Here is a 13,834-nt window from a genome sequence, read left to right as displayed (position 1 = left end):
GCGGCATCACCACAGGTGCAGGAAGCTCCGCACGTCGTCATAACCGTCGACGGCGCGGCCGTCCACGTCCGTCGGCTCCGCCTCAGCCCGCGCCGCCAGCGACTCCGCCAGCGCCAGGGCTTCATCGCTGAGACGGCCAAAGCGTCGAGCGGTGTGTCCCAGGCACAGGCCAGCCAGCCCCAGCAGCGGACTCCCCGGCACAGCCCGCGTCCCGACCTGCACACACCAGAACTCGACGAAGTCCGCGTCGTCGTCGTTCAACGCAGTCCCGACCAGAACTCCCGCCGCCTCGCCCTCTGCGGAGCGGTCACGAAGAACCCGTTCCAACGTCTCAACCACCACCGCGCGAGGCAGCGCAGGAGGGGCCCCAAAGCTCAGAGGAGAATGCATCCCGCGAGACTACGCGGGATGCATTCAAGAGGCGCCTGCCCCCGCCCTTACCTCGCGCGACGGGGCGAACATTGCCTGATGCGGCACTAGGAGAGGCTGCCGAGGACGAAGAAGAACTGTTCAGCTCCGCGTGCAGGCTTATCAAATCCCTAGCAGGCGAAGGCCTCGAATGGAATGCCGGTTAGGCAGTCGGTGCTGCGCCTGAGCTCCGGGTAATTATCCGCACCCGGGTGCGCGAGGGGGGACTATCGTCGATGACGACCTGTGGTCGCGGGTGGGGACCAGGTGCGACCAGCAGGACCCGGTTCTCCAGCGGCAGGGACCACGGGCGGCCCTTGCCCACTGTGTCGGCAGTGCGGTGACGAACCTGCCGAACTGCCGCGGGCTCAACCCGCTGAACGGGGCTATCCACGAGGGCTCCGACGCCGTGATCACAGCAGCCACGACAAGATCATCTCACCTACGACCAGCACTTAGTCGCTGTTGTCGTTCCGAACTTGGGGGCTGAGTCTTCGCTGGCCAGGCGTAGTGCCGGTGATTTCGTGGGAGCTTGTGGTCCGCCGGGTTGTCGCTCGCCGGGGAGGCCGGAATGCCGTCGGTTGTCGGACTGCTGGAACAGCGTGAGCTCGCTGTTCGCCGTCGGGTTGACGGGTTGCGCGAGGGCCGACAGTACCCACGCCGAGCTGGCCGCGGCCGAGCAGGAATGGCAGGAGTGGACGGTCGCCCGCAGGCGGGTCGATGCGGTACTGGCGCCTGGCGGCACTGTGGATGTTCGGGAGGCGGACCGGTTGCCGGCGCCCGGAAATGCGGTGAAGCCCGGATCACAGGTGCCGGTCTGGCGTGAGGGCCTTGCCTGGTCGGTGCTGCCGGCGGACTACCAGCGCATTCTCACCGCGCTCGCGGACCGGTCCCGGCTCCATCAAAGGCCGCTGACCTGCCAGGAGATGGCCGCGGCCTCGGCATGGATGTGGTGCCGGCACCGGTGGAGGGCTTGCGGTCGAAGGCGACACGCCTGGTCGCGCGGGGCTGGCTGACCGAGCCCGGAGCGGGCCGGTTCACCCCTGCTGCGGGCGTGGCCGGGCGAGGCGGCACGTCATGACCATGGTCATCGACCAGTAGACCATCGCCTCGGCGCTGCTGGTACGGCGTTCGTAGTCCGCGCCAGACGGCGGGTGCGCATCAGCCACGCATAGGTGCGCTCCACGATCCACCGCTTGGGCAGCACCACAAAGCCCTTCCGGTCGTCGCTGCATTTGACGATGGCCAGGACCAGCGCGAGCGTGGTCAGGCAGTGCTCGACGAGGGGGCCGGTGTAGCCGCCGTCGGCCCAGACCACCTCCAGTCGGTGATGCTCCTCGGCCACCCGCTGGAGCAGGACCTTCGCGGCGGTGCGGTCGCCGACATCCGCCGCGGTGACCATCACGCCCAGCAGCAGGCCGAGGGTGTCGACCACGACGTGCCTTTTTCCGCCCGTTGATGAGCTTGCCGCCGTCGAAGCCGCCGCTGTCAGTACCGACGACGGCGTCCGCCGTGACCGACTGGGAGTCGATCACGGCGGCTGTCGGCTCCGCGTCCCGGCCCTCCCTCTCCCGGACCCGGCCGCGGAGCCGGTCGTGGAACTCCCGGGTCAGGCCGTGGTCGCGCCAGCGGCGGAAGAACGCGTAGCCCCGGTCCCACGGCGGGAAATCGGCCGGCATCGCCCGCCACTTGATGCCGTTGTCGACCAGGTAGCCGATGGCATCGAGTATCGCCCGGTGGCAGTAAGCCTCCGGCTGCCCGCCCCGGCCCCGCATCCAGCCCGGTACCGGCAGCAACGGCCGGACCACCCCCCACTGCGCGTCGTCATGTCCCACGGATACCGCGGCTGCCGCGTCCCGTTGGCGACGGCGCTTCCGAACCGGTGTGCCAGGCGGTCACACCCCCGGGCGACGGAACTGGACTGCCCGGCCACCGACACGGAACACTCCAGCACCGACGCCTCCTGACGTTGCTCGTTGATTCGACACCACCGAGCTGTTCAGAAGGCCCCACCTCTATGCGCCGAACTCTCCGAGACCACCCGATCGGGACTCCCGTTCGATACGCACCCCTCGAGACCGGAACGACAACAGCGACTCAGGCTGGCAGAGCAGGAGGCGCTGCGGGCGCCTGCCTGGTGATGTCATCGGGTCTGCGCGCGGCGCTTCCCGGTGGTTGACGGCGGGGCCTGGTCGCGAACGCCGGGCGGGTAACCCGCGGCGAGGTCACCTTCGGCCACGCGGGGGACGGTTTCGCCTGCGCTGTCGAGGCGGCCGGTGGCTGTCGCGGTTCCGCCGATCGTTCCCTCCGCTTCTTCTGCAGTGCGTTCGCGTCTCTCGATCCGAGGATCGCGCTGGCGTTTTGCGTACTCTTTACCTGAGATGCTGGGTAATGCTGCTGGTGCGTTAAACCATGGGTGTCGCCACACAGTCGCCTGACAGGGATCGCCCGGACTGGGCCTTTTATCCGGATTCGATGGCCTGGACTTGCTTGAATGCCGCACCTAGTGTTCGATCGGTAGTTTGTTCGATGCGTGTGTGACTCCGGGGTGGGGACTTATGGGGTGGGGTGGGGTGCGTCGTCATGCGCGGCGCCGGTTGGTGCGGGGGGTGGCGGTCACCGCGGTGACTGCGGCTCTGCTCGCGGTGTTGCCAGCCGTGGGGGTCGGGGTTGCTCAGGCGGATTCGGGCGGCCCGGCGGCGCAGGCGAAAACGTTGTCAGCGGCGCAACGGGCTGCTGCCCAGGCCATGGAATCCGGGGAGCCGGTCGAGGTCACCAGCGAGCGGACTGAGTACTCCACGACCTACGCCGATCCGGACGGTACGTCGTTCACGCTGGACCAGTCGGCTGTTCCGGTGCGGGTGAAGCGGGCGGACGGTTCGTGGGCGGCACCGGATCCGACGCTTGAGACGCGCTCGGACGGAAGTGTCGGTCCGAAGGCAGCGGTGGTGGATCTGGCCTTTTCGAGTGGTGGTGACGGCTCGGGGCTGGTGGATATTGCGCACGACGGCCATTCCCTGCGTCTGGGTTGGCCCGGGACGCTGCCGGTGCCGGTGCTGGACGGTTCCAGCGCGACGTACGCCGATGTTCTCCCCGGGGTCGACCTGCGGATGACCGCGTCGGCCGAGGGCTTCAGAGAGCTCCTGGTGGTCAAGACACCGCAGGCTGGGGCGAATCCGGAACTGGGCAGGATCGAGTTCCCTCTCACGTCGGACGGGTTGACTGTGGCGCAGACCGGCGGTGGCGGGATGAGCGCGGTTGACGCCGATGGCCACGCGGTCTTCTCGGGGCCGGCGGCTGCGATGTGGGACTCGCAGGGGGACAACTCCGCGGACACGGCGCGTGATTCGGCTGGTGCGCGGGCCACCAAGGCGGCACGTGGCAGTGCGACCGCGGCAGCCCTTGATCCTACGGATCCGTCGAGCGGCGGAACGGACGACCCGACTACGGGTCCTGGTGAGGGTGATGCTTCGGCGGTGCTGCCGGTGCAGGTGGGTGGCGAGGCCTTGGCGGTTGTGCCGGATGCGGCGCTGCTGGCGAATCCCGATGCCGGTGCTTTCCCGGTGTACATCGATCCGAGTATCGGTCTGGATCAGACCGCGCATACGCAGTTGCGTTCTGACGGTGTCACCAATTTCAACTGGGGCAACGGCAGTAACAACGAGGGTGAGGGGATGGGGCACTGCGACCAGTACGACGGGTACGTGTGCGGGCCCGGTTATACGGAGCGGCTGTACTTCCAGTTCTCACCGGCCAATCTGGCGGGCAAGAAGGTGCTGGACACGACGTTCCGGGACACCGAGTCCTGGTCGTTCACCTGCGATGCCCGTTTCGTTGATCTGCTGCGGACCACCAACATCTCCTCCGCCACGACGTGGGCCGGGCGTCCGGACAATCTGGGGACGATGGCGAGCCGGGATGTGTCAGCGGGGCGGGGTTCTGCGTGCAGCCCGTCACAGCCGGCCGCACCGATCGAGTTCCACGACTCACGGCTGACGTCCGCTGTGAACGATTTCGCGGCGGGGAAGTTCGACCGGCTGACGCTGCTGCTCAAGGCCCGTGACGAGGGCGACACGAGTGCGTGGAAGCGGTTCTTGAACAACGCGGTGCTGTCGGTGACCTATGTGGGGCTTCCCGCGGCTCCGAAGAGCGCCGGGATCGTCGCGGGCAGCGGTGTGAGCTGCGAGACCAACTCCTCTGATCCTCAGGTGATCGGGGAGGCGAAGCCGAATCTCACGGCGAAGGTGGAAACGGCCGCGGGCGGGGCGAGCGGGGCGAGTCTGAGGGCCCACTTCTACATCCAGCAGCAGAACAGCGACGGCACGTGGTCGGTGGCGACCGAGCCGGTGCGGCCCAGCAGCGGCTACATAGGAAACAACGTGACGGAGACCGATCCGTCGCCCGTCACTTTGGCCGAGGGGAAGCTGTCCCGGTTGGCGGTGTTCACGCAGTCGTTCTACGACGGCGGCGCGAGTTTCGTGGAGTCGCACAGCACGGTGACGACGACGGGGTGGTGTTACTTCAAGGTGGACACCACGGCTCCCAAGCCTCCGGTGGTCACGGTGGGCAGCCCGTATACGGAGTGCACGAGTAGCTCATGTATCGCCGCGGGTGGTCCCGGGGTCGGGGCGAAGTTCACTTTCGGGCCGGCCACGGGTGACGTCAACCTGGCTTACGAGTACAAACTGGGGTCGGGTGGCTGGTCGCAGCCGATCACGGGGGCGAGTGTGCAGCCCACGGTCACTCCGCAACTGGCGGGAACGCAGGTGTTGCTGGTCAGGGCGATGGATGGTGCGGGCTGGGGGCAGTCGAAGGGTGTCACGTTCAGTGTCAAGGAAGGGCAGACAGCCTCGGGTCGCTGGCGCTTCAATGACGGGGCCCCGAATTCGGGGGTGACGACGGCCGCTGATACGGCGACGGAGGGTATCCGTCACCCGGCGACATTGTTCACGGGGGGTGCCGGGTGGTCGTCGCTGGCCCGGGGTGGCAGTTCCGACGAGTCGCTGTGGCTGAACGACACGACGAATACCGCGAATCAGCAGGGGTATGCGGAGACGGCAGGCCCGGTGGTCAACGCGCAGTCGTCGTTCACCGTGTCGTCCTGGGCCTATCTCACGGACAGCTCGGTTTTCCGGACGGTCGTGTCGGAGACCGGCAGCGACAATTCAGGGTTCTCCCTTTATTACTCGTCCAGCATCCAGAAATGGGTGTTCCTGTGGAGCTGGAATGAGAACGGCGTTCACAAGTTCCTGGGCGTCAATTCCGCCACCGTGGGCGTGCCGTTGAAGGTGTGGACGCATCTGACCGGTGTGTATGACGCCCCGAACCACACACTCACCTTGTATGTCAATGGCAGGCCGCAGTCAGCTCCGGTCGCCCTGCCGGCCACCTCGGGTGCGAGCGTATCCGACGGGAAACTGGAGTTCGGACGGCGCAGTGCCGGGTCCGGGACCTACAGCGACTACTGGAGCGGCCGGGTGGATGAGACCGCCGTGTGGCAGCGGACCCTCACGGCAAACGAGATCGCCACGGAAGACCGGCTGCTGACCGACCCGACCAGTGACGGGTCGCCGTCGAGTGTCGAACTGATGGGCAGCTGGAACCCCGATGGGGCGGCAGTCGGTGCAACCACGCTGGCGGATGCAACATCCGGATACGGGCGTTCTCTGACGTTGTCGGGCGGTGCGTCACTGGACGGTCAGGCGATCGTGCTGGGCGGGCCGACCAGTGCTGCCACCACCCCGGGCCCGGTGATCGATGACACCGCCTCTTTCACTGTGTCCACCAAAGTCGACGCTGATGAAAACCAGCTGCTGGCACAGCCCGTCGGCTACACCGCACAGGTCATCGGGCAGCGATCCGCGGACGGTTCGGCGTGGGGATTCTGGTATCAGCGCACCGGCACCGGCAGCAAGGTCGACCCGGACACCGGCGTCATCACGCCGACCCCAGAGGGCTATTGGTGGTTCGGCCGCCTCAACGCCGACAATACTTTCGACGGTGTGAGGTCGAACGAGGTCGCGGACCTGGGCAGCTCGGTACGCCTGACGGGCACCTTCGACGCCCCCTCCCGGGTTGTCCGCTTCTATCTCAGCGCTGCCGAGAACGACGCTGACGTCACACACACCTACACGGCTGTGATCGGGTCCGGGGCTTTCGCGGTGGGCGAGGGTCACGCCGCCGGCGACAGCGACTGGGCCCACTACCTGCCCGGGAAAATCACCGATATCCGGCTGTGGGCCGGTGCGATGACCAACCAGCAGCAGATCGTCGACGCCGGCCTGGACTGAGCCCGCGACACCAGCGGGGGCGGCAAGCACCCGCCCCCGCGCTCCACCTGCTCAGCAGTGAATCCCTCTTTTCGGCACGTGCGCTGTCCGGCAACGGTCTCAGTGCGTACGTGCGTGTCTACGCCGTGTATCCGATGGGTTTGGAGGCCTGGCTGTGAGTGCCCGTATGAGAGCCCGGTGGATGAGGAACACCCTCATCCGCGGGGTCCTGCTTCCGCTACGTGAACAAGTCCCCGGCGGGGTCCGCCGACGGCGCCGGGTGCCGCTTGTCGCGGCGTTGTGCGTGGCCCTGGTGGTCCCCGTCGGTCTGGCGGCCCCGGTGGCCGCCGCTGACAGCGGCGGGGGGCTCGGCGCGCCGGCACTGCCCAAATCGCGCTCGGTGAAGGTCGACCCGGTCACCAAACTGGGCGCGAACACCGCCCGGGCACGGGTCACCAGCGGTAAGGCCACCAACACCGCACAGGCGAAAAGGGCTCGGACCGAGCAGATGGCGGCCTGGCCGGCGGAAGCACTGGCGACAGGCCACATCACCCCCGGTGCACCGACGGAACTGACCGCTGGGGGACTGCCCGTCACCATCACACAGGGCAAAGGCAGCACGCGCGCCACCGGTGAGGTTCAGGTCCGGGTTCTGAGCCAGAAGGAGGCTCAGAAGGCCGGGGTCAACGGGGTGGTGCTGACCGCGGCTGCAGCGGATGCGGGAAGCGCCCAATTGAGCGTGGACTACTCCGCTTTCGCCTCCGCCAATGGAGGCGGCTGGTCGGGTCGGCTGCGCCTGGTGCAGCTGCCGACCTGCGCACTGACCACCCCGCAGAAGCCTGCCTGCCGTGTGCAGACCCCGCTGAACTCCCACAACAGCATCAGCGGGCAGTCCGTCACCGCGCAGGTCAGTCTGCCGAAGCAAGCCGCCTCGTCTGCCGCAGTGCTGGCGCTGGCTGCCGCATCGGGGGAATCCTCGTCGGGCGCCGGTAACTACACGGCCTCGCCGCTGTCCGCGTCATCCACCTGGGCTGCCGGCGGCTCTTCGGGATCGTTCACGTGGTCCTACCCGATGAGCACCCCGCCCGCGGCGGCCGGTCCCGCCCCGGACCTGGCCCTGTCCTACGACTCGGGCAGCACGGACGGCAAGACCGCTTCGACGAACAACCAGAGCACCCAGGTCGGTGAAGGCTTCGACCTCAGCTCTTCCTCGTACGTTGAGCGCTCCTACGCAACCTGCGACGACGACGGGCAGACCGGCAAGTTCGACGAGTGCTGGAAGTACGACAACGCCTCTCTGGTCCTCAACGGAAAGTCGACCGAACTGGTCAAGGACGACACCACCGGGACCTGGCGGCTCAAGGACGACGACGCCTCCACCGTGACCCACTCCACCGGCGCGAACAACGGCGACGAGGGCGACACGGGCATCGACGGCGCAGGGGAGTACTGGACCGTCACCACCGGAGACGGCACCAAGTACGTCTTCGGCCTGAACAAGCTCCCCGGAGCCGGCGCCAGCGACGCCACCAACTCGGTCTGGACCGTTCCGGTGTTCGGCGACGACTCCGGCGAACCGGGCTACTCCTCCGGGACCAGCTTCTCTGGGCGAGCCAAGAACCAGGCATGGCGGTGGAACCTGGACTACGTCGTGGACCTGCACGGCAACGCCATGTCGTACTGGTACACCCCGGAAACCAACTACTACGCCAAGAATGGCGCCACCACCGGCACCGCCTCCTACACCCGCGGCGGATACCTCGACCACATCCTCTATGGACAGCGCTCCGACACCCTGTTCACCGGCACCGCGTCGGACAAGGTCACCTTCAGTTATGCCGAGCGGTGCACCGCCGCGGACTGCTCCTCGCTGACCAAGACAACCGCCCCCAACTGGCCGGATGTGCCGTTCGACTCCATCTGCGCTTCCGGTGCGGACTGCCATGCGACCGGACCGGCGTTCTTCACTCGCAAGCGCCTGACCGGCATCAGCACCTTCGCCTGGAACGCGGCCGCCAGCCCGGCCGCCTACACCGCCGTGGACTCGTGGGCTCTGACCCAGCAGTTCCTGGACCCGGGCGACATCGGCGACAGCTCCGACCAGACGCTCACACTGAAGTCGATTCAGCGTACGGGCAAGACTGGTACGCCGATCACCCTTGACCCGGTGACCTTCACGTACCAGATGCGCGCGAACCGGGTCGATGCCCCGACCGATGACATCCTCCCGCTGAACCTGCCGCGGATCGCCAGCGTCACCACCGAGACCGGTGCCATCACCAGCGTGACCTTCTCGGATCCCGAGTGTGTACGCGGTTCGAACATGCCGGCGGCCGAGGACAACGACACCAAGAGCTGTTACCCGGTGTACTGGCACATCAACGGTGCCACCGAGGCGTCCATCGACTGGTTCCACAAGTACCGGGTACTGGCCGTGGTCACCTCCGACCCCACCGCGCTGGGCCAGACGATGGAGAGTGCCTACTCCTACTCCGGGCCTGCCTGGCACTACAACGACGACCCCATGACCCCGGCGGACGAGCGCACCTGGTCCGTCTGGCGCGGCTACCGCACCGTGACGACTACCACCGGCGTATCCAGCGACACACAGTCCAAGACCGTGTCGGTGTACATGCAGGGCATGGACGGCGACAAACAGAAGGACGGCACCACCCGCTCCGTGCAGGCAGCGGGCGTCAGCTTCACCGGTTTGAGCGTGCCGAACATCACCGACAGCAACCAGTACGCCGGATTCACCCGCGAGCAGGTCACCTACGACGGCACCACCCCGGTCTCGGTGACCCTCAACGACCCGTGGTCCAGCAACACTGCCACGCAGCAGAAGTCCTACGCCAACATCAAGGCGTACTACGTCCGCACCGCCAAGACCCAGACATCCACGTACCTGACCGCCACCGCCGGGTGGCGCACCCACAGCGTCAACACCACCTACGACAGCTACGGCATGCCCACCCAGGTCAACGACTCCGGCCAACTCGGCCTGAACGGCGACGAGTCCTGCACCCGCACCTGGTACGCCCGCAACACCGCCGTGGGTATCACCTCCCTGGTCTCCCGCACCCGCACCACCAGCCACGTCTGCTCCACCGCAGAAACCGCCCTTGTGCTGCCTGCCGACAGCACCAACCGCGGCGACGTCATCTCCGACAACGGCATCGCCTACGACAACACCGCCGCGACGGCGTGGTCTGCCTCCCAGACCCCGACGCTGGGCGAGGCGACCTGGACCGGCCGTGCCTCTGCCTACCCCGCAACAGCCACTGGCGGGGAGCGCAACCCCACCTCCTGGCAAACCGTCACGAAGACCACGTACGACGACGCGACTGTCAAACTCGGCCGGATCCTGTCTGCTGCGGACGCGGCCGGGAACACCACCAGCACCGCCTACACCCCGACCGGTGCCGGCCCCCTGACCATGATCGCGACCACCAACGCCAAAACACAGAAAACGTTCACGTACCTGGACTACGCCCGCGGCAATACCGTGATGTCCGCCGACGTCAACACCAAGCTCACCGAGTCGGCCTACGACGCTCTCGGCCGGGTCACCGCCGTCTGGCTGCCCAACCGCTCGCGCGGAGGCGGCGACGGCGCGAACTACACCTACGCCTACCACGTCACCAACGAGGCCCCACCGTGGACATCCACGTCGACCATCAGGGGCAATGACGTCTACAACACCACCTATACGATCTACGACTCGCTGTTGCGCCCCCTGCAGACACAGTCCCCCGGTGCGAACGGCGGCCGGCTGCTGACCGACACCCGCTACGACAGCCGCGGCCTGGCCTACGAAACGTACGCCGACGTCTTCGACTCCACCGCGAACCCCTCAGGCGCCTACGCCCGGGCCGAGTCCGGCAGAGCGCCCAAGCAGACGGAGACCGTCTTCGACGGCGTCGGGCGCCCCACCACCAGCAGCCTGTACATCTACGGTGACAAGACATGGACGAGCAGCACAAGCTACACCGGTGACTCCACCGCCACCACCGCCCTGACCGGCGGCTCTGCCACCCGCACCATCACCGACATCTTCGGCCGCACCACCGAACAGCGCGAGTACTCCGGCACCGACCCCGCCGACACCGCCTACGGCGCGGGCGTCGGGGCTGCCTACCACTCGACCACCTTCACCTACACCCGCGACGGCAAGCCCAGTACCGTCAACAGCCCCGATGCCCAGTGGTCCTACGCCTACGACCTGTTCGGCCGCCAGACCTCAGTGACAGACCCGGACAAGGGCACCGCCACCACCGCCTACAACAGCCTCGACCAGGTGGCTTCCACCACCGACTCCCGCCAGAAAACGCTGCTGTACGCGTACGACCCCCTTGGCCGCAAGACCGACCAGTGGCAGACCTCCCAGACCAACGCCAACAAGATCGCCACCTGGTCCTACGACACTCTGCTCAAGGGCCAACTGGACTCCTCGACCCGCTACATCGGTGGCACCACCGGTACGGCCTACACCCAGAAGGTCACCGCCTACGACAGCCTGGACCGGCCCACCACCACCGAAATCGACCTTCCCGCCACCGACCCGATGGTCACTTCCGGCGCCGTCACCAGCAAGCTGACCACCTCCACCTACTACAACCTCGACGGCACCCAGCAGTACATCAACCAACCCGCGGCCGGCGGCCTCAACGCCGAGATCGTCAACACCCACTACAACGCTCTGGGCCTGCCCACCGACGTCAGCGGCGCCAGCAACTACCTCCTCGGCGCCGTATACAACGACATCGGCCAGACCCAGCAGCTGACCCTCGGCATCTCAACGGCCGCAGGCGTCAAAAAGGCCTACATCACCAACACCTACCAGGAAGGGACCGACCGACTCACCGAGTCGGCCGTCACCGACCAGACCCACAGCTACCCGGACCAAGACCTCAACTACGGCTACGACGACTCCGGCAACGTCACCCACATCTACGACCACACCACCCTCGGCGGCACCAGCACCGCCGACAACCAGTGCTTCACCTACGACGGCTACAAACGCCTGACCGACGCCTGGACACCCGCCACCGCCGACTGCGCGACCACCGGCCGCACCACCGCCAACCTCGGCGGCCCCAGCCCCTACTGGACGACCTACACCTACAACGACGCAGGGCTTCGCACGTCCGAGACCAGCCACAGCACCACCGGTACCAGCGCGCTGAGCACGTACTGCTACAACCCGGCACGTCCCCACGCACTCACCAGTGTCGCCTCGGCAGCTACCTGCACCGGCGCGCCCACCACCTATGTGTACGACAACGCCGGAGACACCACAACGCGCCCAAATGGCACCGACACGCAGTCGCTCACCTGGACACCCGAGGGCCAACTCGACACCCTCACCGAGAAGTCGAGCGCTGGGGCCACGAAGAGCACCACCAGCCACATCTACGACGCCGACGGCAATCTCCTCATCCGCCGCAACACCAGCGGCCAGAGCGTCCTCTACCTCGGTAACACCGAAGTCCACCTCGACACCACCACCTCCACCGCCAAATACTGGGCCCAGCGCTACTACACCGTCGGCAGCTTCACCATCGCTCTGCGCAGTAACCAGAGCGGCACCAACACCCTCACCTGGCTCGCTGCCGACCAGCACGGCACAAGTAGCCTCGCCCTGGACAGCAACACCCAAGCAGTCACCAAGCGCTACACCACCCCCTTCGGCGCCCCCCGCACCGGCGGCACCGGCACCTGGCCCGACGACAAGGCATTCCTCGGCAAAGCTACCGACCCCACCAGCAGCCTCACCTACATCGGCGCCCGCGAATACGACCCCACCACCGGCCGCTTCATCAGCGTCGACCCCCTCCTCGACACCACCGACTCACAGTCGCTCAACGGCTATGCCTACGCCGATAACAACCCTGCGACCTTCACTGATCCCTCCGGGCAGATGCTCTACGATGACACTTCGGGGCTCGGATTCGGGACTGCTCAAGGACTGAATGATTGGTACCACGACCAGGGGTACACGGACAGCCATGGTCAGGCGACGCCAAAATACGAGCAGCTTTCCTTCCAGCAGGGGGTCAGCTACTATGTCCAGCAATTCACTGCGAATACGAAACCCCGCAAAAAGCCGCACAATCCCCTGCGTAGTATAGTCATGGGGAAGCTCGTCGGAATCGGCAATGCTCTCGACGAGATATCCGATATCGCAAACCCCGTTTGTTGGGCCGACTCGGACTTCTGCAGTAGCGGTGACGCCGACCAGTTTGACAGATGGGCAGCCGCTCTTGGTGCGGATACGGATTCCGACGTCTATAAGGCTGCAAAAGAGAACGGTTCGGAAGCCGCCTATCTTGCTGCCGGTGGAGAATATGGCGTAGGCGGCGAACTGGCTGTCCCCGGGGCGGTTTCGGTCGAACGCGAAGTGGAGCTGGCCAGAATGTTGAGTGATGCTGCTCGTCAAAAGGGTATGTCGGGTGTTGGCACAGTCAGTAAGGCGGAGGCGGAAATGATGGGCGCGGCTTGGGTTGGGCCAGGGTACAGGTTGGCCAAAGATGGAAGGACTATGATAAGCAAGGACAAACTCCGCCAATACCGCCCGCCGTCCTTTAAGCCGAACAGGCCAGCGGAATACGGCGGCCCTGGTTACCAGGCGAACCTTGAATGGCGGGTAGTCCCCGAGAAGCAATGGCAGGCCGACGCTCATCTGAACATTGAGGAGGCCGAGTGAGGGCCTCGGTACGCCACTTCATCAGTGCGGACGTGGATCTTGACGACTTTCGCCCGAGCGACCCCGAGGACTTCGCGTTCCTGATCCAAGCGCTAATCGGTCCTTCGGACGGTGAAGGCGAAGAATCTCTGCAGTTCGTCGTTTGTACGCCGCGAAACATGGAGCGTCAAGTCGAGAGAGAGGGTGGCATTACGTGGGGGAGAGGGCTGGTAATTGTCAACTCGCCCAAGATGCCGAAGATTCTCGATTTTTTGAAAAGATCAATCGAGAGGCCGGAACGGAATTCTTGGAGTGAGCTTGCTGCTTATCTAGGAAAATTCGGAGTGATAGAGTTCGAGGACTAATTGCCTGATCGGTGGGTCGCGGGCTCGAATCCTGTCGTCCAGTTAGCCAGGGCGGTTGCAAGCTCCGGAGGCGTGCGGCCGGTAGGGTTGTTATCGGTTGTGGTGCA

Annotated in this window: 5 protein-coding genes and 3 pseudogenes; 4 read left to right on the top strand and 4 right to left on the bottom strand. The window is 66.1% G+C overall.

Features of this window, described 5'->3' with window-relative positions; translation table 11 throughout:
- Positions 1-6: 6 nt before the first annotated feature.
- Together OG552_RS21640 and OG552_RS21635 are read right to left on the bottom strand one after the other, a co-directional pair.
- The gene (locus tag OG552_RS21640) at positions 7-261 is read right to left on the bottom strand and encodes a hypothetical protein (RefSeq protein WP_329135391.1); all 255 of its coding nucleotides are present in this window, start codon (positions 259-261) and stop codon (positions 7-9) included.
- A 415-nt stretch (positions 262-676) separates the two neighbouring features.
- Positions 677-834 (bottom strand): annotated as a pseudogene (locus OG552_RS21635) (IS5/IS1182 family transposase); the annotation flags it as partial.
- Positions 835-979: 145 nt separating this feature from the next.
- On the opposite strand from OG552_RS21635, the pseudogene OG552_RS21630 reads away from it, so the two are divergent.
- A pseudogene (locus OG552_RS21630) lies at positions 980-1,489 on the top strand (hypothetical protein).
- Positions 1,490-1,495: 6 nt separating this feature from the next.
- Here OG552_RS21630 and OG552_RS21625 read toward each other — a convergent pair.
- The gene (locus tag OG552_RS21625; RefSeq protein WP_329135389.1) at positions 1,496-1,843 is read right to left on the bottom strand and encodes a transposase; all 348 of its coding nucleotides are present in this window, start codon (positions 1,841-1,843) and stop codon (positions 1,496-1,498) included.
- Between the two features lie 220 nt (positions 1,844-2,063).
- Positions 2,064-2,183: pseudogene (locus OG552_RS21620) on the bottom strand (transposase); the annotation flags it as partial.
- An 834-nt stretch (positions 2,184-3,017) separates the two neighbouring features.
- Here OG552_RS21620 and OG552_RS21615 point away from each other — a divergent pair.
- The 3 genes from OG552_RS21615 (at position 3,018) to OG552_RS21605 (ending at position 13,727) form a co-directional block, all read left to right on the top strand.
- On the top strand, positions 3,018-6,698 hold the full coding sequence (locus OG552_RS21615; RefSeq protein WP_329135387.1) for a LamG domain-containing protein: 3,681 nt from the start codon (positions 3,018-3,020) through the stop codon (positions 6,696-6,698).
- 181 nt (positions 6,699-6,879) lie between these two features.
- Positions 6,880-13,383, top strand: a complete 6,504-nt coding sequence (locus OG552_RS21610; RefSeq protein WP_443070994.1) for an RHS repeat-associated core domain-containing protein — start codon at positions 6,880-6,882, stop codon at positions 13,381-13,383.
- Positions 13,380-13,727: an Imm8 family immunity protein gene (locus OG552_RS21605; protein WP_329135383.1), complete on the top strand. Its 348-nt coding sequence runs from the start codon at positions 13,380-13,382 to the stop codon at positions 13,725-13,727. Before OG552_RS21610 ends, OG552_RS21605 begins: the two co-directional genes overlap by 4 nt.
- The last annotated feature ends 107 nt before the right edge of the window (positions 13,728-13,834 follow it).

The organism is Streptomyces sp. NBC_01476, assembly GCF_036227265.1.
In the GTDB taxonomy this organism is placed as follows: Bacteria; Actinomycetota; Actinomycetes; order Streptomycetales; family Streptomycetaceae; genus Actinacidiphila.
Note: the sequence above shows the minus strand (reverse complement) of the source record. Positions and strands in the feature narration are given on the sequence as shown.

Excerpts from the sequence above, each read along its gene's own strand:
- OG552_RS21610 (WP_443070994.1), top strand. The coding sequence starts at position 6,880 with ATGAGGAACACCCTCATCCGCGGGGTCCTGCTTCCGCTACGTGAACAA.